Below are 22,896 nucleotides of genomic sequence, written 5' to 3' on the forward strand. Positions count from 1 at the left end.
TAGCATGACGGTCATGGACGATCTTGCAGAGAAACAATCCGGTATCGCGGCACCCGCACCGGTCGGTAATGACAGACAGCGGACGCTAAGAGCCGGCTTCATACCGCTGGTGGATGCCTCCGTGCTGATCGCAGCCGCCGAATTCGGCTTTGCTGAAAAGGAAGGCCTGAAGCTCGATCTGGTCAAGGATGTCTCCTGGGCAAATGTGCGCGACCGCCTCGCCTTCCGTCAGTTCGATATTGCGCACATGCTATCACCCATGCCGGTTGCCTCGATGCTCGGTCTTGGCTCGAACCCCTCTCCGACGATCACGCCCTTTTCTCTGGGGCGTGGCGGCAATGCCATCACGCTGTCCACGGCGCTTTTTACCCGTATGCGGGAGACAACCGGCGTCTCTGCAACGGCTGGTGCGCTGGACAACGCCCGCGCCTTGAAGACTGTACTGGATGCGATGCGCGCAAACGGAGAACCCATGCCGACTCTCGGCATGACCTATCCTTTCTCCTCGCATAATTACGAGTTTCGTTACTGGCTGGCGGCTGGAGGCATTCATCCGGACAAGGATGTGAAGCTGGTCGTCGTGCCGCCACCACTCACGTCTGATGCACTTGCGGCGGGTGCGATCGACGGCTTTTGCGTCGGTGCACCGTGGAACATGATCGCATGCGAGCGCGGCGTTGGTCAGATCGTTGCCGTCAAGCAGGACATATGGCCATCAGCCCCTGAGAAAGTCATCGGCATGAGGCCGGATTGGGCGGAAACCCAGCAGGAAAGCGTAGCCCGACTTCTCGTGGCGATGGATGCGGCCGCGCGCTGGTGCGACAGGCTGGAAAATCGCCCCGCCTTGAGCGAGGCGCTTGCCGATCCACGCTATATCGGCGCGCCCGAACATATTCTGCGGCGGGTTTTGGGGGGAGAGTTCAACATAGATGCCCAAGGAAACCAGCGCGTCATCGATAATTACTTCCAGTTTCACGACGATCGCGCCAACTACCCGCACCCCAACCAGGCACTTTGGATTTATAGCCAGATGATCCGCTGGGGGCAGACGGCGTTTTCGCAGGACGGCGCCAGGGCGGCGTCAGCTGCCTATCGACCGGATCTCTATCGAGCAGCACTCGGCGGCGGCGACCACGCGCTTCAGGACGACGATCCCAGTGTTACGACGCGCTTCATGGATGGCTTAACCTTCGATCCATCCGATATTCCTGCCTATGTCGAGCGCTTTTCCGTCAAGAACTCGGCGATCAGCGGCTTTGGTATTGGCGAGTTTTGAAAGGTAGACTGCTGCATTTTTAATGCCGGTCACAGGCGCCGAGATTAAATAATAGCCTAAAACTGTTTGATCGATAAACGACTGATTATCCAACACAGTAAAAAAGCCGATAACTATCAATAGACTAAGCAGAACGGCAAAAACTGGCACGATCTTTGCTTGGTATAAAACGCTCAGGTCAACGGCGATCAGAGCAGCAGGGACGCGCTCAAGCGTTCTTCAAACGACATCGACGTCGCAAGGTATGCAGCCCGGAACCCTCCTCCCGTTCCGAAGGCGCATAACCGAGCGGCGTTTTTTTGTTTTTGGGCTTTGAAAATCATAGGGCGCCATGAGGCCGCCAAAGGGGAACATGCGACATGAAGAAAATGCTTTCCAGTTCGATCAGCCGCCGCTCGATCCTGAAGACAACGGCAACCGCCGCCCTGATTACCGCCGTGCGGACAGCCTTCCCATCTGGCGCCTTCGCCGCCACGTCCGAACCTGAAGTTAAGGGTGCAAAACTCGGCTTCATTGCACTGACCGACGCCGCGCCCCTGATCGTCGCCTCTGAGAAGGGTCTGTTTGCCAAGCATGGCATGCCCGACGTCGAAGTTTTAAAGCAGGCCTCGTGGGGCGCAACACGTGACAACCTCGTTCTCGGCGGTGCGTCCAACGGGATCGACGGTGCGCATATTCTGACCCCGATGCCCTATCTCATGCACACCGGCAAGGTCACGCAGAACAACGTGCCGGTGCCAATGGCGATCCTCGCCCGTCTCAATCTCGATAGCCAGGGCATCTCCGTTGCCAAGGAATATTCCGACACCGGCGTCCAGCTCGACTCCGCCAAGCTCAAGGCTGCTTTCGAGAAGAAGAAGGCGGACGGTAAGGAGATCAAAGCGGCCATGACGTTCCCAGGCGGCACGCATGACCTATGGATCCGCTATTGGCTGGCAGCAGGCGGCATTGATCCGGACAAGGACGTTTCCACTATCGTCGTTCCGCCACCGCAGATGGTTGCCAATATGAAGGTCGGCAACATGGACGTCTTCTGTGTCGGCGAACCCTGGAACGAGCAGCTCGTCAACCAGGGCATCGGCTTTACCGCCTGTACCACCGGAGAACTGTGGAAGGGTCACCCCGAAAAGGCACTCGGCATGCGCGCCGACTGGGTGGAGAAGAACCCGAACGCCGCCAAGGCCATGCTGATGGCCGTGATGGAAGCCCAGCAATGGTGCGACAGCATGGACAACAAGGAAGAAATGTCCACCATTCTCGGCAAGCGCCAGTGGTTCAACGTTCCGCCGAAGGATGTGCTCGGTCGCTTGAAGGGCGACATCAATTACGGCAATGGCCGCGTCGCCCATGGCACCGATCTCTACATGAAGTTCTGGAAGGACGCCGCATCCTATCCGTTCCAGAGCCATGACAGCTGGTTCATTGCCGAGAATATCCGCTGGGGCAAGTTCGCACCCGATACCGACATCAAGGCGCTGGTGTCGCAGGTGAACCGAGAAGACCTGTGGCGCGCAGCCGCAAAGGATCTGGGTGTTGCGGCTGCCGATATTCCGGCCTCCACCTCTCGCGGCAAGGAGACCTTCTTCGACGGCAAGGTCTTCGATCCGGAAAACCCGTCCGCCTATCTCGCAAGCCTTTCGATCAAGGCCGCCTCTTGATGATCCTGGCTCCTTCGCCACGGGCGCAGGAGCCAGCAACCCGTGCAACACCCTATCGGAAACAGGACCCGACCATGACCGCAACCGCACGCAAGACAGAAAGCACGGCCATCCAGGCCGCGACGCCAAGGAGCGGCACCGTGATTGCCATGACACGCCGCCCGGCGTCGGTATTCTCCGCACGCAAGATCGCTGTTTCAATCACGCGAAACGTCGTCCCGCCGCTCGTCGTTCTGGTGATCATGCTAGGCCTCTGGCAAGCACTCTGTTCGGCGCCCGGCGCTTCGCTGCCGCCTCCGAGCCAGGTGTTCGAGGAAAGCTACGATCTTATCGTCCATCCGTTCTTCCATTATGGCTCTCAGGATATCGGCCTTGGCTGGCGCGTCCTCGTTTCGCTGGAACGGGTCGCCTATGGTTTCGGTCTTGCGGCAATCGTTGGTGTCGTCGTCGGCGCCATCATCGGCCAGTCCGTCTGGGCGATGCGCGGCCTCGATCCGATCTTTCAGGTGCTGCGCACCGTCCCGCCACTCGCATGGTTGCCGTTGTCGCTCGCTGCCTTTCAGGACAGCAATCCGTCGGCCATCTTTGTCATCTTCATCACCTCCATCTGGCCTGTCATCATCAACACCGCGGTCGGCGTTCGCAACATTCCCCAGGATTACCGCAATGTCGCTCAGGTGCTGCGCCTGAACCAGATCGAATTCTTCTACAAGATCATGCTGCCATCGGCCGCGCCCTACATCTTCACCGGTCTTCGCATCGGCGTCGGCCTTTCATGGCTCGCCATCGTCGCGGCTGAAATGCTGACGGGTGGAGTAGGCATCGGCTTCTTCATCTGGGACGCGTGGAATTCATCCCGCCTGCCCGACATCATCGTCGCTCTCGCTTACATCGGCGTCGTCGGCTTCGTGCTCGACAAGCTGGTGGCCGCCATCGGCAAGGTCATCACCCGCGGCGCGGCAGCGAACTAAGAGGATTTCTCCATGAACGCCTATTTGAAGCTCGATCACATCGACAAATATTTCGACAAGGGCGGCACTCGCGCCGAGGTATTGAAGGGTATCAACCTCACCATCGACAAGGGCGAATTCGTCTCGGTTATCGGCCATTCCGGCTGCGGCAAGTCCACCATGCTGAACCTGATCGCCGGCCTGACCAAAGTGTCCTCCGGCGCAGTGCTGCTAGAGAACCGCGAGGTGAATGAGCCAGGGCCGGAGCGTGCTGTCGTCTTCCAGAACCACAGCCTGCTGCCATGGCTCACCGTCTATGAAAACGTCAATCTCGGCGTCGAGAAGGTCTTCCGCTTCACCAAATCCAAGGCCGAACGCCATGATTGGGTCATGCACAATCTCGACCTCGTGCAGATGGCGCATGCCAAGGACAAGAAGCCGGCTGAAATTTCCGGCGGTATGAAGCAGCGCGTCGGCATAGCCAGAGCGCTGGCGATGGAGCCGAAAATCCTGCTGCTGGATGAACCGTTCGGTGCACTGGACGCGCTCACCCGCGCCCATCTTCAGGATGCCGTCATGGAAATTCATGCGCGGCTTGGCAACACGATGATCATGATCACCCATGACGTGGACGAGGCGGTGCTGCTTTCCGACCGTATCGTGATGATGACCAACGGCCCGGCCGCTCATATCGGTGAAATCCTGGATGTGCCACTGGCGCGACCACGCAACCGCATCGAGCTTGCATCCGACCGAACCTATCTCAAATGCCGCGAAGCTGTGCTGAAGTTCCTCTACGAACGTCACCGCTTCGTCGAAGCTGCGGAGTAAGACCCCATGTTCGAAACAACGCCCCAGAAATTGGTCATCATCGGCAACGGCATGGCGCCGGGCCGCATGCTGGAAAACCTTTTCGAGACCGCACCCGGCCTCTTCGACGTTACCATCTTCAACGCCGAGCCGCGCGTCAATTACGACCGCATCATGCTCTCCCCGGTTCTCTCCGGCGAAAAGACCTATGAAGACATCGTCATTCATAATGACGACTGGTATGCGGCCCACGGCGTGACCTTGCACAAGGGAGCGAAAGTCAGCCAGATCGACCGTGAGCGCAAAACCGTCACCAGCGAAAACGGCATCACCGCCTCCTACGACAAGCTGGTGATCGCCACCGGCTCTTCGCCCTTCATCATCCCGGTTCCCGGCCATCAACTGCGCGGCGTTCTTCCCTACCGCGATCTCGATGACGTGACGAAGATGCTGGAGATTGCCGGCGGCAAAGGCCGCGCCATCGTGATTGGCGCCGGTCTTCTTGGTCTCGAAGCAGCCTATGGCTTGAAGCGTCAAGGCATGGATGTCACCGTCATCCACCTGATGCCGACGATCATGGAGCGCCAACTTGATCCGGCGGCCGCCTATCTTCTGGAAAAGGCGCTGACCGAACGGGGCATCGACATCATTACCAAGGCCAACACCAAGCGCATTCTTGGTGAAGACAAGGTCGAGGGCATCGAGCTCGAAGACGGCCGCATCATTGAAGGCACGATGGTGGTGATGGCGGTCGGCATTCGCCCGGCCTCCGGTCTCGCCAAGGAAGCGGGCCTAGCCGTCAATCGCGGCATTGTCGTCGACGACGGCATGATGACGTCGGACTCGTCGATCTACGCCCTTGGCGAATGCGCCGAGCATCGCGGCATTTGTTATGGTCTCGTCGCACCGCTTTACGAAAGCGCCAAGGTGCTGGCCGACCGCCTGATCGGCGGTCAGTCCGAGTATCATGGCTCCGTCACCAACACGAAGCTCAAGGTCACTGGCATCAACCTCTTTTCCGCAGGCGATTTTGCCGAGGGTGATGACCGTGAAGAAATCGTGCTGCGCGATGCGACGGCAGGCGTCTACAAGCGCCTGATCCTCAAGGAGAACCGCATTATCGGCGCGGTTCTCTATGGCGAGACTTCGGATGGCTCCTGGTTCTTCGATCTGATGAAGAAGGGCACCGATATTGCCGAGATGCGCGAAACACTGATTTTTGGCCAGGCCTATCAGGGGGGCTCCCCTCTGGACCCTATGGCGGCCGTTGCAGCCTTGCCGGATGATGCGGAAATCTGCGGCTGCAACGGCGTTTGCAAGGGAAAAATCACCTCCACCATCACCGGCAAGGGCCTGACCTCGCTGGACGATGTGCGCGCCCATACCAAGGCCTCGGCCTCTTGCGGCAATTGCACCGGCCTTGTCGAGCAGTTGATGACGCTGACGCTCGGCGACAGCTACAACCCTGCCGCCGTCCAGCCCATGTGCAAATGCACCGATCTTGGCCATGACGATGTGCGCCGCCTGATCAAGGCCAAGGGGCTGAAGACCATTCCCGCAGTGATGCAGGAGCTGGAATGGAAGACCTCCTGCGGCTGCGCCAAGTGTCGTCCGGCGCTGAACTACTACCTCGTCTGCGACTGGCCGGATGAATATGCGGATGACTATCAGTCCCGCTTCATCAATGAGCGCGTTCACGCCAACATCCAGAAGGACGGCACTTATTCCGTCGTTCCGCGCATGTGGGGCGGCGTCACCAATTCCAACGAACTGCGCGCCATTGCCGACGTGGTCGACAAGTTCGAAATCCCGCTGGTCAAGGTCACCGGCGGCCAGCGCATCGACCTTCTCGGCATCGAGAAGGAAGACCTGCCCGCCGTCTGGGCCGATCTCGGCAAGGCCGGCTTCATTTCCGGTCAGGCCTATGCCAAGGGCCTGCGTACCGTCAAAACCTGCGTGGGCCAGCAATGGTGCCGCTTTGGCACGCAGGATTCCACCGGGCTTGGCATTCGCATTGAGAAGTTCATGTGGGGCTCCTGGACGCCAGCCAAGCTGAAGCTTGCCGTCTCGGGCTGTCCGCGCAACTGCGCAGAGGCGACGTGCAAGGATATCGGTGTGATCTGCGTGGATTCCGGCTTCGAAATCCACTTTGCCGGTGCCGCAGGCCTCGACATCAAGGGGACTGAAATTCTGGGGCTGGTGAAGACCGAGGATGAAGCGCTGGAGCATATCGTGGCGCTGACGCAGATGTACCGTGAACAGGCGCGCTATCTCGAGCGTATCTACAAATGGGCAAAGCGCATCGGCTATGACGAGATCCGCCGCCAGATCATGGACGATGCCGACAAGCGCAAGGGCTTCTACGAGCGCTTTGTCTTCAGCCAGAAATTCGCGCAGGTCGATCCATGGTCGGAGCGTGTTTCGGGCGAACACAAGCACGAGTTCAAGCCGATGGCGACCATCGGTTTCAATCAAGCCGCAGAGTGACCGCTTGGCCTAAGGGCCTTGGTGCACAGCGCTGGATGGGGCGACATGGAGGAGATGTCGCCCCATCTCTCAAGCTTCAACCGATGATAGGATGACGACGATGAACTGGGTCGAAATCGGCAATATTTCCGACATTCCATTGCGCGGCGCCCGCTGCGTCAAAACACCTTCCGGCAAGATCGCCGTTTTCCGCACGGCGGATAATGAGGTTTTTGCCATCGAGGATCATTGCCCGCACAAGGGCGGCCCGCTCTCTCAAGGCATCGTCCATGGCACGTCCGTGACCTGCCCGCTGCACAATTGGGTCATTTCGCTTGAAACCGGCAAGGCGCAAGGGGCCGACGAAGGCGCTGTGCGCACCATCCCCGTGCGCAACATCGAAGGCAACCTCTCCATCACCCTTGAAAGCGCGATGATCGCTGCGGAGTAAGCATGGCACACGAGGTCAAGACCACCTGTCCCTACTGCGGCATCGGCTGCGGCGTCATCGCGAAAATCGATGATGCTGGCGGCGTGTCGGTGAAGGGCGATCCTGAGCATCCGGCCAATTACGGCAGGCTCTGCTCCAAGGGATCGGCCCTTGGCGAAACACTCGATCTCGAAGACCGGCTGCTTTATCCGCAGATCGATGGCGCACGGGCGGACTGGGATGAGGCGCTTGACCTCGTGGCCTCGAAATTTTCCGAAGCGATCGCAATGCACGGATCGGATTCGGTTGCCTTCTACGTGTCCGGACAATTGCTGACCGAAGACTATTATCTCGCCAACAAGCTGATGAAGGGCTTTATCGGGTCGGCCAATATCGACACCAATTCGCGGCTCTGCATGTCGTCCTCCGTCGCAGGCCATCGCCGCGCCTTTGGCTCGGATACCGTTCCCGGCCTCTATGAAGACCTCTTCCTCGCCGATCTCGTCATCCTGACCGGTTCCAATCTCGCCTGGTGCCACCCGGTCATCTATCAGCGCCTTGCAGCGGCCAAAGCCGAACGGCCTGAGATGAAGGTGGTGGTGATCGATCCTCGCCGCACCATGACCTGCGATATTGCGGACATGCATCTTGCCATCAGACCGGATGGCGATGTGGCTCTTTTTACCGGACTGCTGGCGCATCTGGCCAAGGGCGCGACGCTCGACACCGCCTATATCGAAAGCCACACGCTCGGTTTCGAAGAAGCCGTCCGAACCGCGTCTGACGTCAGCTTGGCGAGCATCGTCGAAGCGACGGGGTTGAGCCTTGCGGAGCTCATCCGCTTCTATGAGCTTTTCGAGCGCACCGAAAAAGTCGTCACCTGCTACAGCCAGGGCGTCAACCAGTCGTCCAGTGGTACGGACAAAGTCAACGCCATTATTAACTGTCATCTGGCGACGGGCCGCATCGGCAAGCCCGGCGCGGGGCCGTTTTCGCTGACCGGTCAGCCCAATGCCATGGGCGGGCGCGAGGTGGGTGGTCTCGCCAATATGCTGGCCGCCCATATGGCGATCGAAAGCGCGGAGGATCGCGACCGGGTGCAGCGCTTCTGGCAAGCGCCGACGATCGCCGATAAGCCCGGCCTCAAAGCCGTCGATCTATTTCAGGCGGTGGCCGATGGTCGCATCAAGGCGCTCTGGATCATGGCGACCAACCCGGTGGTGTCGATGCCCGATGCCGGGGCCGTGGAAGCGGCGCTGAAGCAATGTCCCTTCGTCGTCGTCTCCGACATTATGGCAACGACCGATACCGCGCGCCAGGCCCATGTATTGCTTCCTTCACTCGGCTGGGGCGAGAAGGATGGCACCGTCACCAATTCGGAAAGACGGATTTCCCGCCAGCGCGGATATCTGGCCGCGCCCGGAGAAGCGAAGGCGGATTGGTGGCAGTTTGCCGAAGTCGGCAAGCGCATGGGCCAGCCGGAGGCCTTTACCTATTCCAGTCCCGCAGAGATTTTCGCCGAGCACGCAAGTCTTTCGGCCTTCGAGAACAATGGCACGCGCGACTTCGATATCGGCGCTTATTCCGATGTGGAACCACAAGCCTATGACGACATGGCGCCTTTCAACTGGCCTCAGCCTTCCGGCGAAACACTAAACACGACGCGCTTCTTCTCAGATGGCAAATTTTTCCATGTGGATGGAAAGGCACGCTTCGTCCCGACGGCTCTGCCGCAGACCAACCGCACCACCGCCGACTACCCGCTGACCTTGAACACCGGGCGGATTCGCGACCAGTGGCACACCATGACACGCACAGGCAAAAGCGCCCGCCTGTCTTCGCACCTCGCCGAGCCCTTCGTCGAGCTTCATCCACGCGATGCCATGGCAGCTGGAATTGCGAGCGCCGATCTGGTGCAGGTTGAAAGCCCGCTCGGCGCGGTGGTCCTGCGCGCACTCGTCACCGACAGACAGGCACGCGGCAGCCTCTTCGTACCGATGCATTGGAATGACCAGTTCGCCGCCAATGCCCGGATCGACAGGCTGGTGCCGCCATCCACCGATCCATATTCCGGTCAGCCGGCATCGAAAAACGTCGCGGCTGCGGCGCGACGCTTTCCTGCGAAGGCATACGCCTTTGCGGTGAGTGCCATGGCTCCCCGAAAGCCGGATTGCGCCTATTGGGCTCTCGCCAAGGCCGAAGGCGGTTATCGTCTGGAGCTTGCCTTCGACACCGTGCCGGAAGACTGGATTTTCTGGAGCAGAGACATCTTCGCGATCGATGCCCATATCGAGCCGCTTGGTTATGCCGACAATCGAACCGGTGACATTCGGCTGGCCTTTTTCGATGGCGACAAATTGCTGGCGGCGCTTTTCATCGCGGCCGAACCGGTCGCGGTTGCGCGAAACTGGGCTGTCGCGCAGTTGAACGAGCGGCATGAGGATATGGGCAACCGGTTCGCGCTTGTCGCTGGCAGGCCCGGTGCCGGACGACCCGATCCCGGTGCCACCGTCTGCTCCTGCTTCAATGTGGGCATCAACCACATCACCAGCGCGATCCGCGAAGGTTGCCACACGGTTGAGGCAGTCGGCGCCCGAGTTAACGCTGGCACCAATTGCGGCTCCTGCCGCGCGGAAATCCGCACCATCATCGATGGGTGCCTGAAAACCGCAGCCGAGTGACATTTTCGATAGGCAACGAGATGGGACGCCGTGAGCACGAGATGCGGCAAACCATCTCTTGTGAGACGGCGATCGCGCGCGCCGCAGGCAAAGCAAAATGTAGGAGAGGTATCCAGAAAAGAAAAAGCCTGCCGCGGGAGGAGGTGCGGCAGGCTTTAAACTTGATTGGCAATTGGGAGGAGGAGTATCGCCAATCCACATCGAGCGACGCTGGGAGGAGGAGTGCGTCGTTTCGATGATCAATATATACTCTGGTCATACCGGACTGAAAAGCGCGACCCTCGCAGGGCAGCAATGCATGAATTGCATAACTGCTATTAATATGACGTTTTTTTGATCACTGCGCGTCTCGATGGACCTGGAAGCCTGCAAAGGATTGGTTCACCGGCATCAACTCGATGGCGTTGATGTTGACGTGCTTCGGCTGGGAGACCACCCAGTGAATGGTATTGGCGATATCCTCCGGCAAAAGTGGGTTGACGCCCTTATACAGCGTGTCGGACGCCTGCTGGTTGCCGCCGGTGCGCACCAGCGTGAACTCGGTTTCGCACATACCAGGCTCGATGGATGTAACACGCACACCCTTGCCATGCAGGTCGGAACGGAGACCGAGGGAAAACTGGCGCAGGAATGCCTTGGTGCCAGCATAGACATTGCCACCGGCATAGGGCCAGCTCGCGGCGACCGACGAGAGGTTGACGACGATGCCCCTGCGCTCGATCAGGGTTGGCAGCAGGTGGTGGGTGATGTTCAACAGGCCTGTGATATTGGTGTTGACCATCGTGTGCCAATCCTGAAGTGGCACTTGCGGCGCAGGTGCCGTTCCAAGCGCCAGACCGGCATTGTTGACGAGGACGTCGATTGCGGAAAACTGCGGGGGCAGGTCGGCAAAAGCCGATTGCATTGCCTCCTGATCCGTGATGTCGAAAGCCAAACCGTGGAAGGACGATCCAAGATCATCTTTCAATGATTGCAGGCGCTCAGCCCGGCGGCCCGTGCCAATGACCTTCCAGCCATGGCTTGCAAAGAGGCGGGCGGTGGAAAGGCCGAAGCCGGAGGTCGCTCCTGTGATGAGAATCGTAGCTGTCATATCTGCTCTCCGAGTCATGGTGCTGTTTTAGAGAAGCTTTGCCGCAGCAAGCTTCAGGCACTCTTTGAATGCTGTAAGATCGGTGTAGAGGTCCCCAGGCGTCGCGTCGCCGACGACAACGGCGCCGCCGCGGCGCAGGATACTGCCGTGAAGCATGAGGTTGTCCACCATGTCGAAGTTCTCGACTGAAAGCCCGTCGGGTCCTCTGTAACGTCCATCATCGCCCAACGAGACATCGCCATCGTAATGATCCTGGATGCGGGTAAAATGGTTCTTCGCCATATTGGTATAGGCGAATACCGGCTTCCCGAGCGCGCACATGAAGCCGAGCTCGAAGCTCGTGCCGACATCGGCGGCAATCCCCCGGAAGGGCGTCAGGTTGGCAATGATGGCGTCTGCCTTGAGCATCATATGCTCGTCGATGGCATTGATGTTGCAGCCGTGGCCGGTTTTGGTCTCGGCTGGCGGGATCTCCAGATCGCCGGGAGACAGCGGCGTGAAGCCGGCTTCGCGGGCAAGCTTTGCCTTGGCATCCAACATGTCGCGCGCGTTGGAGAGAAAGACCTCAGGTCCGGCGAGGTAGATTTTCTTGGTCATGGATATGGGAAATTTCGTCTCTGGAAGGATGTGAAAGGGCAACCTAAACCGGCTCTCATCAAAGAGGCAAGACCGCCGGACCCAAAAGCGGTATCGCCCGCCAGCGCTTTGCGCTATAGCCGGAACTGTAAGACGCGTCACCGGAGTACCAAATGGCTGCCAAAATCCGTTATCATGAGGGCGATATTTCTGCGAGCGATGCCGCCCGCTATACGGGTGCGATCGCTGTAGATACGGAAACGCTGGGTCTGGTGCCGCGTCGCGATCGCCTCTGCGTCGTTCAGCTCTCCCCTGGCGATGGTACGGCCGACGTGGTGCGCATTGCCGCAGGTCAGAAGGAGGCACCAAACCTCGTCGCCATGCTGGAAGATCCAAGCCGCGAGAAAATATTCCATTACGGCCGCTTCGATATCGCCGTGCTGTTCCACACCTTCGGCGTGACGACAACGCCGGTCTTCTGCACCAAGATCGCTTCCAGACTCTGCCGCACCTATACGGATCGGCACGGACTGAAGGACAATCTGAAAGAGATGCTGGAGATCGACATCTCCAAGGCACAGCAGTCCTCCGACTGGGCAGCCGAAACGCTCTCCCCGGCACAGCTCGAATATGCCGCGTCCGATGTTCTTCACCTGCATGCCCTGCGTGACAAGCTGACCTACCGGCTGATCCGTGACGGCCGCTATGACCACGCAACCGCCTGCTTCGCCTTCCTGCCCACGCGCGCAAAGCTCGATCTTCTCGGCTGGGACGATACCGACATCTTCGCCCATAGCTGAGGATCATTCGTATCGACACTGAGTGCTTTGATTAGGACGCACTTATGGTTAGCGGTCGATTAATAATTTGCGGTCATGATTGCTCTCATGATTCCTCCGTTCCCTTCGATAGACGGGCTCCGGATATCATCCCCTGGTGGTGCGGATGACGAGCACAGGCTCGAGCGCATCCCTGAGCATCAAAGCTGCGACGCGATGACAGCGGATCAACGCGCTTCGGACCGAAGGAAGAGCGCGCCATGTTGCCGCCCGTCAGTGCCGTCACAGCAGGAGAGCTTTCCTCGCAGACTGCGGGGCAGAAGCAGGATGCGGTCAGTTCGCCAGTCAGTCAGCGAACCGCCCCGCAGGCCATCTCTGATACCTCGCCCAACTCCCCGGTCGTCGCCGCGCGCGCTGTCTCGGGTGAAGCCGAACTTCATCGCACTGGGACTGTGTTGACAGAGGTGCTGGGCTCGCTTCTGCGAATGGAGCGTTTGGAAGGGGAAGATGCAGAAGCCTATGTGACCCGTCTTACCTCGGCGCTTCAATCTCTCCCGTTGGCGCAGAAAGCTGCACTGGAACAGCAACTCGGAAAGTTGCTGAAGGGCATGACGATTGCGCTCATGCTGGACATTCTGAAAAACAACGCGGGACCCAATGCCGCAAGGCTGGCCGTGATGCTGGAGCTTGCCCGTGTCGGGCAATCGAAGGATGGCGTGAAGGTGACACTGCCGCCCTATCTTCAGGATCTCCTGCCGGACAGCCCTGCCCTTACTCTTCTGCCGAGCAAGGCGCCACCACCCGCCTTTCAAGTCCCCCGAGCGCCGCTCACAGCGGACCAAAGCGTCTCTCCACCAGGCAAACCGTTGCCCACCACTCCGGCGCCGACAGGGGAGCTCATCGACGATACGTCCTCTCCGGCGTCCACCGCGGCTCAAACCTCAACAGAGGCGTCAGCAAGAATAACGGCGCAGACACCGCTCCGTCCCCAAGGTACAACGCCAGCCACAGCCTCCATTCCCGCAGCCCCTGGTGCCCCCCAAGCTTCGCCGCCCGCAACCCAAGCGCAGGCCGCTTTCTCCGGCAACGCCGGATCATCCATCGCTCCTCCTCCGAATGCAGAGCTACCGATGATGATGTCAAATGATGCAATGGATGACGCTGCTCTTGCTCCGTTCTCGAAAGCGGATGCGGCAACGATCGCGGCGCAGCTTCATGGTGCGAGCCCACAGGAGATGGAGAAACTGCTATTGGCCGTCCTCTTGGGTAGAGTGCCTGAGCGTGCCGATCCGCTCGTGGGCACATTGTCCGCTCTGCCAATTCCACCGCACGAAGAAGCCTCCGATGCCGAGGCCACAAAAAAGCAGCAGGCCACAACATCCAGACAGACGCAGGACGATTCCGCCGGGTTACCAAATGAAGAGACGCCAAACGGGATTGTGCGCCCGGAAGCGCAAGCAGCCGCACGCGCCTTGGCCGCTACCGACGGAAAGACCATTGTCTTCGAGCAAGCGGCACTTCAATCCGCCGTCGCCTCGCTGGCGACAAAGCCGGGCACACCGCTCCCGTTCATCAACTATCCGATTGAAGAGCAGAGGCGTGATGAGGATGCACCGCCGCGCGGTCGCTGGCCCTCCTCTGACGGGGGAAGCGAAGGCGAAGCTGGCGAAGAGGCCGGGAATGGCCAGGCCGACCAGAACGATGCGAGCCGTAACAATCCAGACGATCCATCCGGCCAGGAAGAGCGCGTGGCTGCCAATGATGAGCCGGTCGATCATTCGGTCTCGGATGGCGCGCGAGAAGATGGCCGGGTTGGTGACGCCGAATCCTACTATCTGCGCATGGGCAACTTCGCCTGATCTGCTGGCAGGCATTGCATTGATCGTGCCTTGTCCTCTCTCGCCCGAAAGAACGGCAACAAAAAACCCGCCGGATCGCTCCAGCGGGTTCTTTTAAGCTTTAGAGGCTGACGATTACTCGCCGCGGTTCTTCAGAGCCGCGCCAAGGATATCGCCGAGCGAAGCGCCGGAGTCGGACGAACCGAACTGAGCGACGGCTTCCTTCTCTTCTGCGATTTCCAGAGCCTTGATCGAAAGCATGACCTTGCGATCCTTCTTGGAGAAGTTGACGACGCGGGCGTCGAGAACCTGACCAACCGAGAAACGCTCAGGACGCTGATCGTCACGATCGCGTGCCAGGTCGTTGCGGCGGATGAAGGAAGTGATGTCTTCGTGGTTGACGAGCTTCACTTCGATGCCGCCTTCGTTGACGCCGATGACTTCAGCGGAAACGACAGCGTTCTTGCGCAGTTCGCCAGACGTTGCAGCTTCGCCGACGGAATCCTTGCCGAGCTGCTTGATACCGAGAGAGATACGCTCCTTCTCGACGTCAACGTCCAGAACGACAGCCTTGACGACGTCGCCCTTGTTGAACTCTTCGATGACCTGCTCGCCCGGACGGTTCCAGTCGAGATCCGACAGGTGAACCATGCCGTCGACATCGCCTTCGAGGCCGATGAACAGGCCGAATTCGGTCTTGTTCTTGACTTCGCCTTCAACTTCAGTGCCGGCCGGATGGCTGTAGGCAAATGCCTGCCATGGGTTTTCCAGCGTCTGCTTGAGGCCGAGCGAAATACGGCGCTTGGACGGATCGACTTCGAGAACGACAACGTCGACTTCCTGGCTCGTAGACAGGATCTTGCCGGGATGTACGTTCTTCTTGGTCCAGGACATTTCGGAAATGTGGATCAGGCCTTCGATGCCCGGCTCCAGCTCGACGAATGCACCGTAGTCGGTGATGTTCGTGACCGTACCGGAGATCTTCTTGCCAACCGGGTACTTGGCGGAGATGCCATCCCACGGATCGGACTCGAGCTGCTTCATGCCGAGCGAGATACGGTGGGTTTCCTGGTTGATGCGGATGATCTGAACCTTGACCTGCTGGCCAATGTTGAGGATTTCCGAAGGATGGTTGACGCGGCGCCATGCCATGTCGGTGACGTGCAGCAGGCCGTCGATGCCGCCGAGGTCAACGAACGCACCGTAATCGGTGATGTTCTTGACGACGCCGTCAACAACCTGGCCTTCTTCGAGGTTCTGAACGATTTCAGAACGCTGCTCGGCACGGGACTCTTCGAGAACCGTACGGCGCGAAACAACGATGTTGCCGCGACGCTTGTCCATCTTGAGGATTTCGAAGGGCTGCGGATTGTGCATCAGAGGGGTGACGTCGCGGATCGGACGAATGTCGACCTGCGAACGCGGAAGGAAGGCAACAGCGCCGTCGAGATCGACCGTGAAGCCGCCCTTGACCTGGTTGAAGATAACGCCTTCAACGCGCTCGCCAGCTTCGAACTTGGCTTCGAGCTTGACCCAGCTCTCTTCGCGGCGAGCCTTCTCGCGCGACAGAACGGCTTCGCCCAGAGCGTTTTCGATGCGCTCGACATAAACTTCGACTTCGTCGCCGACTTTCAGCGTGCCGTCCTTGGACTTCGCACCGAATTCCTTGAGCGGAACGCGGCCTTCGACCTTGAGGCCAACGTCAACGATCGCGACATCCTTTTCGATGGCGGTTACGATGCCCTTGGCAACGTAGCCTTCGGCCAGATCGTTGGAAGCAAAGGACTCTTCGAGCAGGGCTGCGAAATCGTCGCGCGTGGGGGTAGCTACAGACATTAAATCTCCTGAAGTGTCCATCTATTCAAGGACACACAAGCGCCGGGGGTTTGCGTTGATCATTCCCGAAATCCATGCCCGCCTTGTCGTGCAAGGCTTTCCGGCGCAGGGCATGCTTTCAGGATAGTCCAGAACGGAAATCGGACCTGCCGGTTCCCGTGCAATTCTCATTTCTTCATCGCGACATCGATAATGACTTTTGCCGCTTGAAACGCCGCCTCTATACCCATTTCCGACGTATCAAGCAAGTGCGCGTCTTCTGCTGGTTTCAAAGGACTATCAGCCCTGCCCATATCCCGCTCGTCACGCTTCTTCACATCTGCGAAAATAGCTTCGTAATCGGCAGTACCGCCGCCAGCGACAATCTCGTCATAACGCCGTCTCGCGCGGATCTCCGGCGAGGCCGTGACGTAAAGCTTCACCGGTGCCTCCGGGCAAACGACGGTGCCGATATCGCGCCCATCCAGAACAGTGCCGGGCTCCCGCAGAGAAAAGGCACGCTGCGCCGTTACCAGAGCGCGCCGCACGGCAGGCATCACCGCGATCTTCGAGGCCGCCTCGCCCACCTCATGTCGCGAAAGAACCGAGCGATCCAGTCCGGCGAGATCCAGATGAAGCGCGGTCGCTTCCGCTATTGCCTCATCACCCAGGGGCTTGCCCGCATCAAGAAGTGCCTTGGCGGTGGCGCGATAGGTCAGGCCGGTATCGAGGTGATGAAAGCCGTAAACCTCGGCGATCTTGCGCGAAAGCGTACCCTTGCCTGCGGCCGCCGGGCCATCGATGGCGATAATAAAAGTCATGGGGATAAAATCTCGAATGGACGTTTGCCTCGGCTGCGGGCTTTATCATAAAGAATGCGGGCATTCACCCCGCGAGCGGCGGAAAACTTCCACCCCTGCAATCCCATGCAGTTTATCTTTGACAGGCAAGACCGCAGGGATTAAGGGGACCGGCTATAAATTTACCGTCTACTGCCGAATTCACGGCGTTAAGACCGAACTCATTCAAAAATTCGAGGCTTTGACAGTGGCAAAAGCGGAACTTGGAACCAAGCGCACCGACCCGGATACCGGCAAGAAATTCTACGACCTGAACCGCGATCCCGTGGTCTCCCCTTATACCGGCAAGTCCTGGCCGCTTTCCTTCTTCGAGGAAACAACGGCGCAGGCCAAGATGGAACAGGCCGAAGAAGAGGACGTGCAGGAAGTCGATACCGAAAGCACGGACGTCGAACTCGTATCGCTGGAAGACGCCGATGGCGATAACACCAACGACGAAGTTCCTGATGATATCGGCGATGACGATGTCGAGCTGGACGATGACGACGACACCTTCCTCGAAGCCGATGAAGATGACGATGATGACGACATGACCGGCATCATCGGCGTCGGTGGTGACGACGAAGAGTCCTGATTTTTCAAAGTTTTTTCGCCCGGCCACAAAAAAATGTCGCCGGGCGAATTTTTCGGCTTGCCATCTTCATTCATGAGAAGTATCAAGCCGCCACCGAACGGAAACAACCGCTTCGGTTCCCGGAACCGGATCAAACATACCGGAACCCTTATGGGGCTATAGCTCAGCTGGGAGAGCGCTTGCATGGCATGCAAGAGGTCAGCGGTTCGATCCCGCTTAGCTCCACCAAATTCTCAATGAGCATGGATTTTTGAGTTTAATCAAGGCACTAACGCAGAACATTGCCGAGACCTCAGACCAATTCAGACCAACGTGTCAGACCAAGTTGGAATTTGATTGCAGGTAGGCGGCTTCTGCTAGGCTGTCGGAACGGTTGAGAGAGCGCCGCCGAGTTCCCCCGGCGGAACTGCCCGCAAGTCCTTACCTTTTCGGCATATCCTCGATTAGCGCACCAAGGGCAGCCGTTAGCGGCACCCAGTTTCCGAGCGGCGCGAACGCCCGGATGCCCTGCCGGATTTGGCTTTGGGTCATGTCTTCTCCCGTCCAGACAGATGTAGCCGCACCTCTGGTGAAGCTTACGGCGCTGTCCCACTGATCCTTTGCGGGAGTGCCCAAGAACACGTCTGTAGCCGATCCCGAGGCACGAGACTGACCGAACTGGGGACCGAGCGGGGTAGCTAAAAGCACACTATCGAGGAACATCGGGACCACCGAAGCGGTTGCCGTCCGAGCGAACCCGTTCTTCAAGAGGTTCGCCGGGTCCATGGTCTCCTCCCAATACTTCTCCCACCCTTCTTCGGTGACGGCCTCGGCGGATTTCCGCACCGCGAAGGTGGCCGAACCGGCTGCAATCTCTCCGAGGAAGAGCACAAGCATTTTGGGATCGGTGAACGCCCCGTGGTTCAGAGACCAGAGGGTGGACTTGGCCCACGCGCCAAAGACAAAGGTGCGGAACTGCACAAACATCGACGCAACGGGGCGACTCATCCACTTCGACAAAGCGCCATAATCGTTCTGCTGCACGAGTCGGTCGGTGTAGCGATTGAGAAACACGCGGTACTTCGAAACGGTGGCCGGGTCCCACTTCATCGTGTTGATGCCAACGATCTTGTTCCCGTCGAACTCGGAGTGTTCCAGAAGGTCCCTAAACAAGTTCTTCGCGTCAGCCTCACCGAGGCCGATTGAAGCCATCCGGTCCCTATCACGGGGCTTGAGCTTCGAGTAATCGAAGGACCCATCCACGTTGCGGGTCTTACGAGCCATATGCGCGATCTGCTGCGTGATTGCCTTCATGGCCCAACGCTGCTGGTAGTCTTGGATTTGACGCATGAACGAGACGTTGGCTGTGAGCCGCTGTCCCGCGTCGAGGACGTTATCAACAACCTGAGTGAGCCGCCCGCCCGTCTGCGCGCCGAGACGATCATCGTCCAGACGCAGGTCGTAGCGGTTCCAGAGGTTGTCCATACCGATGCCGGTCATGTCGGACAGTTCGTTGAGGAGCTTGTCCTTCCCGAGCTTGCCGGTGGAGACTGCACGGTTCATTTCCCGAATGGCGGGGATTTGCGACATGGCCGCACGGAACCCCGTCAGGGAGACGATCTTCCACGTTTCCTGCACCTGATTGAGGCCCATGTTCGACATGAGCCGGATGAACTGCATCGACTTGACCCGACGAGCCCACTGCGCGTGAGCCTTCTCCGAGCCGTAGACAGGGGTGCCGTTGATCTTAGCCCACCCGAAGTCGATGTTCTCCAGCGCGTTCTTGAGTTCGCCCTCCTTGTCCGCAAGGTTCCCCGGCATAAGCCGATAGCTTTCCTTGAGGGACTGCTTGAGCTTGTCGAGGTCACTAGTGGAGCGGATGCCGTCTACGATCAGTTCTCCCGTCTCCGGGTTGAAAATCTTAGTCTTGGCGAAGGCAATTCTGCCCGACATTGAGCGGGAGTATCGCCGGAACAGAAGCTCGGCGTCCTGCTCGAACAGGTCACGCGGGCGAAGCTCGATCAGCTTCCCGTCACGGGTTTGGATCGTGGCCTTGTAGCTATGGTTCATGAGAGTACGGCGCTTGAGGTAGCCAACGCCTTTCGAGGAATCGCCCTCCGTCTTCTTCGCTGCGTCCATGAGGCCAGAGAGGATGTCGAATACTTCATCAAGTTCTTTGTTTGTGAGGTTTGCTTGATCTTCTAGCGCCTCTTGAAACGCCTTCTTGAACCCGTCCCTGTCTTCCAGATGGAGCGACTTGGACATGGCGTCCTCGATGCCGTAACCAGCCTTTCGGATGTTGGCCCAATATCCCTTCGCCATGCGGGCGGCCAGGTCATCGGAAATCCGAGCGCCACCGTGGTCTTTGATGGCATCCTTGAAGAACTTCTCCATGACCTCGTGGTGAACCATCTGGTCCACATGTGCGATCACGTTATGGTCCGCGACGAGCGGGACGTAATTGGCGTCAGGTCCACCCTTCCAAAGACCCGCTTCCTCCATATCCCGAGCGAAGTCGGCCATAGATTTGCGGAACGCTCCAGCGGCTTTGACCACATGGGGGTTTGAATCCGGTGACGGAGCCGGGTCCCAGATATAGTCCGCAACCATGCGGTTGAAGTCTCGTTCGAGCTTGGCCTGTCCCGTTAGGTTCAGCCGGGAAAGCCCCGCCTCTTTGATGAAGGCGTTCTTGGCCGGGAGATACGAGGCGTTGAAGTTGCCCTCGGCCTTCCGGTGAGCCGCTGTGAAGCGGGAGTTTACGCTGTCCGGGACAACGCTGTGATCGGTGAAACCAGCGGTCTCCTCGAAGAAGTGAGCGCCGATCAGGCGGGTGAACGGATTCTTTGCCGTGGTCATCTGACCCGTCACGTCGCCCTTTCGGAACCACCCGCCGAAGCCTTTCGGCACACTCTCGTCGGACATTTCGATGGACAGACCGCGATCAAGTCCAATCAGGCTGTCCCTCATTTCGGGGTTACGCGCTGCTCCTCCCGAGCCGGATAACTGGATCGAGCCGCCTTCCGGGGCCACTTCCGGGGGCTTGATGCCGCGCCGAACGCTGGCCGCTGTATCGTAGGCCGCGTGGGCCTCGAACGATGAACCACGGTTGGCTGCAAGGGCTCCACCGAAGGCACCGAACACGGCACCGAACGTTCCGGCCGTAACCGGATCGGCATAAGGGTTGTCTGTCACCTCGCCGGAAGCGAAGTCCAGAGCGGCGTTGACTGCCGCACCAGAGACGGCACCATAAAGCGCACGGCCTACCCGACCGACGCCCAAGGCTGCGCCGCCCATACCACCAGTACCGACACCTACCGCCACGGAGACGGGATCAATGGCTCCCGCCACCAAGCCCTGCGAGATATTCGCTGCGGTGCCGGAGACGCCCATACGGGCTTGACGAACCAAGTCCTCCCGAACCCACTGCTCACGGCTTCGAAGATTGAACTCCGAACCCGAGGAAAGGAGGAAGTCGTGGTATTGCGAAGGGTATTGCTTGGTGAGGTGCGTGCCGCGCTCATCGCCAATAGTGAAGTACGGGTCAGCCCCACTTTCCGACATCCAGCGCGAGAGGTGCGAGGTGATCCCGAAGCTCTCGTATTGGGCACCGACGCCCTCTATGAAGGAGTAAGGGGTCGGCTCGGGGTTCGCGTTCTGCTCCACATAGGTCTGCGGAGTGGGCGGCATGATGACATCGTTCGGGCTCGTCCTGATCTCCGGGAGGCCCTGTGCGTCACCCTCGTCGTAATAGTTCGTCTCGGTCGGCGTGAACTCCCCATTCAGGAGCGCCACGGCTTTAGCCTTATGGCCCGACATTTGGTAGCGAACCTTGTCACGAACGGTGCCCGGAGCGCCACCATTCCCGGCGTCACTGCGGTCGTAATACTTCTCCCCGATGCCCCCGGCGTTGATAGCCGAGTACATTGCGAGGAGGCCCATTCCGGGTTTGAAACCAGCATCCACAAGGTAGTCAGCCGAGGCACGAACGGCGTCTTCGACGGGCATTCCCTTGTGATAGCCGTACTTCTGGCGCTGCGGCTCGCCCATCTGGATAAGGCCGCGATGCTCGCCCCATTGCGTCACCGGACCCTTCTTCCAAGGATCGAAGGTGCCGCCTGTCTCGTATGAGATAACGGTGGCGAGGTCAGCGGGATTAGCGCCGATCCGTTCGGCTTCCCGGATGATGGCAGATGCCAGATGATCGTTCATTCAATTCTCCAAATGAAAAAGCCCCGTCACGAGGACGAGGCTGTGTTGTGTGTAAGGTGGGGCCGGACGGTGGCCGAATGGGGCGGCGGCAGTTGGTCAGGATATGAGGGAGGCGGCTTTCAGGCGAGCCAGTTCCATCTGCTCCGCCGCAAGACGGTCTACCTGCTCGTTTCGTGGGTCCCCGGTGTGGCCCCGAACCCACTCCCAGGTGATCGGCTTGCCTTCGCCAGCGGCAACGATCCGCTCCCAAAGATCACGGTTCTTCACCGGCTTCCCGTCGCTCTTGCGCCACCCGTTCGTCAGCCATGTCGGCAGGTAGTCGGTCGTCGTTCTGACGATCAGTTCAAGGTCAGGACGGATGACGATGGGCAGCGGTTCGTCGGATTTGAGTTGTTCGAGCGCCTTGGCAACAGCGGTCATTTCCATGCGGATGTTCGTGGTATTCTTCGGTTCGAGGCCGAAGACACGATGGCATTTCAACTCAGAGCCATCGGCAGCAATGCGCCGGAGGGTGGCGGCGTAGCCACCGGGGCCGGGGTTTCCGTGGCAAGAGCCATCGGTGTAGATCAGGATATGCGGATGGTTTTCGGGTTTGCTCATGTGTTCCTTTCTGTGGGACGTTTAGCAGGATGCGGTGCGAGGAGACACCAAGGATCAAGCGCAAGTCTTGGTGAGCTTACGTGGTGAAGTCTGATGACGGTGAAGAAGGAAGGCTGGATAAGACCGAGGTCTTGAGGGTGCCGAAGTGGATAGGTCTTCCTCGTCATCCAAATTGAAGAAGAAGAGGAACTGCCTCGACAAGGGCGGGATCAGTGCGTGGGTCGTCGCCTCTGCGGCAACTCAGTTTGAGGTTCACAGATTATTCGACAGGCAACTGATCGGCATCAGCCCCCGTGAACCACAAC

At 59.1% G+C, this 22,896-nt stretch carries 16 protein-coding genes and 1 tRNA gene; 11 read left to right on the plus strand and 6 right to left on the minus strand.

Features of this window, described 5'->3' with window-relative positions:
- Positions 1-4 precede the first annotated feature (4 nt).
- From QE435_RS02705 to QE435_RS02735, 7 genes are all read left to right on the plus strand, one after another.
- Positions 5-1,276: a CmpA/NrtA family ABC transporter substrate-binding protein gene (locus QE435_RS02705; protein WP_349040150.1), complete on the plus strand. Its 1,272-nt coding sequence runs from the start codon at positions 5-7 to the stop codon at positions 1,274-1,276.
- Positions 1,277-1,635: 359 nt separating this feature from the next.
- Positions 1,636-2,934 carry a CmpA/NrtA family ABC transporter substrate-binding protein gene (locus QE435_RS02710; protein ID WP_349040151.1) on the plus strand — a complete coding sequence of 433 codons (1,299 nt, stop codon included), beginning with the start codon at positions 1,636-1,638 and terminating at the stop codon, positions 2,932-2,934.
- A gap of 74 nt (positions 2,935-3,008) precedes the next feature.
- Positions 3,009-3,905, plus strand: a complete 897-nt coding sequence (ntrB, locus tag QE435_RS02715) for a nitrate ABC transporter permease (RefSeq protein WP_306929627.1) — start codon at positions 3,009-3,011, stop codon at positions 3,903-3,905.
- Between the two features lie 12 nt (positions 3,906-3,917).
- Positions 3,918-4,715 (plus strand): ABC transporter ATP-binding protein, encoded by a 798-nt coding sequence (locus QE435_RS02720; RefSeq protein WP_306929626.1) that lies wholly within the window; start codon positions 3,918-3,920, stop codon positions 4,713-4,715.
- A gap of 6 nt (positions 4,716-4,721) precedes the next feature.
- On the plus strand, positions 4,722-7,181 hold the full coding sequence (gene nirB / locus QE435_RS02725) for a nitrite reductase large subunit NirB (RefSeq protein WP_349040152.1): 2,460 nt from the start codon (positions 4,722-4,724) through the stop codon (positions 7,179-7,181).
- A gap of 100 nt (positions 7,182-7,281) precedes the next feature.
- Entirely contained in the window at positions 7,282-7,611 is a 330-nt protein-coding gene (gene nirD, locus QE435_RS02730) for a nitrite reductase small subunit NirD (RefSeq protein ID WP_306929624.1), read from the plus strand.
- A 2-nt stretch (positions 7,612-7,613) separates the two neighbouring features.
- Positions 7,614-10,271: a molybdopterin-dependent oxidoreductase gene (locus QE435_RS02735; protein WP_349040153.1), complete on the plus strand. Its 2,658-nt coding sequence runs from the start codon at positions 7,614-7,616 to the stop codon at positions 10,269-10,271.
- A 337-nt stretch (positions 10,272-10,608) separates the two neighbouring features.
- On the opposite strand, the gene QE435_RS02740 is transcribed toward QE435_RS02735, so the two are convergent.
- Positions 10,609-11,361 (minus strand): SDR family oxidoreductase, encoded by a 753-nt coding sequence (locus tag QE435_RS02740; protein ID WP_349040154.1) that lies wholly within the window; start codon positions 11,359-11,361, stop codon positions 10,609-10,611.
- 27 nt (positions 11,362-11,388) lie between these two features.
- On the minus strand, positions 11,389-11,958 hold the full coding sequence (locus QE435_RS02745) for a nucleoside 2-deoxyribosyltransferase (RefSeq protein ID WP_349040155.1): 570 nt from the start codon (positions 11,956-11,958) through the stop codon (positions 11,389-11,391).
- A 152-nt stretch (positions 11,959-12,110) separates the two neighbouring features.
- Between QE435_RS02745 and QE435_RS02750 the strand changes: the two genes are divergently transcribed.
- A complete protein-coding gene (locus QE435_RS02750) occupies positions 12,111-12,737 on the plus strand; it encodes a ribonuclease D (RefSeq protein WP_306929621.1) in 627 nt (208 codons plus the stop codon).
- Positions 12,738-12,976: 239 nt separating this feature from the next.
- Positions 12,977-14,575 (plus strand): hypothetical protein, encoded by a 1,599-nt coding sequence (locus tag QE435_RS02755; protein WP_349040156.1) that lies wholly within the window; start codon positions 12,977-12,979, stop codon positions 14,573-14,575.
- Between the two features lie 114 nt (positions 14,576-14,689).
- On the opposite strand, the gene rpsA is transcribed toward QE435_RS02755, so the two are convergent.
- Together rpsA and cmk are read right to left on the minus strand one after the other, a co-directional pair.
- Positions 14,690-16,390, minus strand: a complete 1,701-nt coding sequence (gene rpsA / locus QE435_RS02760) for a 30S ribosomal protein S1 (protein ID WP_062427705.1) — start codon at positions 16,388-16,390, stop codon at positions 14,690-14,692.
- Positions 16,391-16,557: 167 nt separating this feature from the next.
- Complete coding sequence (cmk, locus tag QE435_RS02765; protein ID WP_349040157.1) at positions 16,558-17,190, minus strand: (d)CMP kinase; 633 nt, start codon at positions 17,188-17,190, stop codon at positions 16,558-16,560.
- Between the two features lie 226 nt (positions 17,191-17,416).
- Here cmk and QE435_RS02770 point away from each other — a divergent pair, with 226 nt between their 5' ends.
- Positions 17,417-17,803: a TIGR02300 family protein gene (locus QE435_RS02770; RefSeq protein ID WP_306930240.1), complete on the plus strand. Its 387-nt coding sequence runs from the start codon at positions 17,417-17,419 to the stop codon at positions 17,801-17,803.
- Between the two features lie 152 nt (positions 17,804-17,955).
- Positions 17,956-18,031, plus strand: a tRNA-Ala gene (locus tag QE435_RS02775).
- Between the two features lie 192 nt (positions 18,032-18,223).
- Here the strand turns inward: QE435_RS02775 and QE435_RS02780 are convergent.
- Together QE435_RS02780 and QE435_RS02785 are read right to left on the minus strand one after the other, a co-directional pair.
- Positions 18,224-21,991: a hypothetical protein gene (locus QE435_RS02780; protein ID WP_349040158.1), complete on the minus strand. Its 3,768-nt coding sequence runs from the start codon at positions 21,989-21,991 to the stop codon at positions 18,224-18,226.
- 96 nt (positions 21,992-22,087) lie between these two features.
- Positions 22,088-22,591 (minus strand): ribonuclease H, encoded by a 504-nt coding sequence (locus QE435_RS02785; protein WP_349040159.1) that lies wholly within the window; start codon positions 22,589-22,591, stop codon positions 22,088-22,090.
- Positions 22,592-22,896 lie beyond the last annotated feature (305 nt).

Origin of the sequence: Agrobacterium sp. SORGH_AS 787 (assembly GCF_030819035.1) — a bacterium.
In the GTDB taxonomy this organism is placed as follows: domain Bacteria; phylum Pseudomonadota; class Alphaproteobacteria; order Rhizobiales; family Rhizobiaceae; genus Agrobacterium; species Agrobacterium larrymoorei_B.

What these genes read in the sequence shown, in the direction of transcription:
- QE435_RS02785 (WP_349040159.1), bottom strand. Translation starts at nt 22,591, where the DNA reads ATGAGCAAACCCGAAAACCATCCGCATATCCTGATCTACACCGATGGC.
- QE435_RS02705 (WP_349040150.1), top strand. Translation starts at nt 5, where the DNA reads ATGACGGTCATGGACGATCTTGCAGAGAAACAATCCGGTATCGCGGCA.
- nirB (WP_349040152.1), top strand. Translation starts at nt 4,722, where the DNA reads ATGTTCGAAACAACGCCCCAGAAATTGGTCATCATCGGCAACGGCATG.
- rpsA (WP_062427705.1), bottom strand. Translation starts at nt 16,390, where the DNA reads ATGTCTGTAGCTACCCCCACGCGCGACGATTTCGCAGCCCTGCTCGAA.
- QE435_RS02720 (WP_306929626.1), top strand. Translation starts at nt 3,918, where the DNA reads ATGAACGCCTATTTGAAGCTCGATCACATCGACAAATATTTCGACAAG.
- QE435_RS02710 (WP_349040151.1), top strand. Translation starts at nt 1,636, where the DNA reads ATGAAGAAAATGCTTTCCAGTTCGATCAGCCGCCGCTCGATCCTGAAG.
- QE435_RS02755 (WP_349040156.1), top strand. Translation starts at nt 12,977, where the DNA reads ATGTTGCCGCCCGTCAGTGCCGTCACAGCAGGAGAGCTTTCCTCGCAG.
- cmk (WP_349040157.1), bottom strand. Translation starts at nt 17,190, where the DNA reads ATGACTTTTATTATCGCCATCGATGGCCCGGCGGCCGCAGGCAAGGGT.
- QE435_RS02745 (WP_349040155.1), bottom strand. Translation starts at nt 11,958, where the DNA reads ATGACCAAGAAAATCTACCTCGCCGGACCTGAGGTCTTTCTCTCCAAC.
- QE435_RS02780 (WP_349040158.1), bottom strand. Translation starts at nt 21,991, where the DNA reads ATGAACGATCATCTGGCATCTGCCATCATCCGGGAAGCCGAACGGATC.
- ntrB (WP_306929627.1), top strand. Translation starts at nt 3,009, where the DNA reads ATGACCGCAACCGCACGCAAGACAGAAAGCACGGCCATCCAGGCCGCG.
- nirD (WP_306929624.1), top strand. Translation starts at nt 7,282, where the DNA reads ATGAACTGGGTCGAAATCGGCAATATTTCCGACATTCCATTGCGCGGC.
- QE435_RS02735 (WP_349040153.1), top strand. Translation starts at nt 7,614, where the DNA reads ATGGCACACGAGGTCAAGACCACCTGTCCCTACTGCGGCATCGGCTGC.
- QE435_RS02750 (WP_306929621.1), top strand. Translation starts at nt 12,111, where the DNA reads ATGGCTGCCAAAATCCGTTATCATGAGGGCGATATTTCTGCGAGCGAT.
- QE435_RS02740 (WP_349040154.1), bottom strand. Translation starts at nt 11,361, where the DNA reads ATGACAGCTACGATTCTCATCACAGGAGCGACCTCCGGCTTCGGCCTT.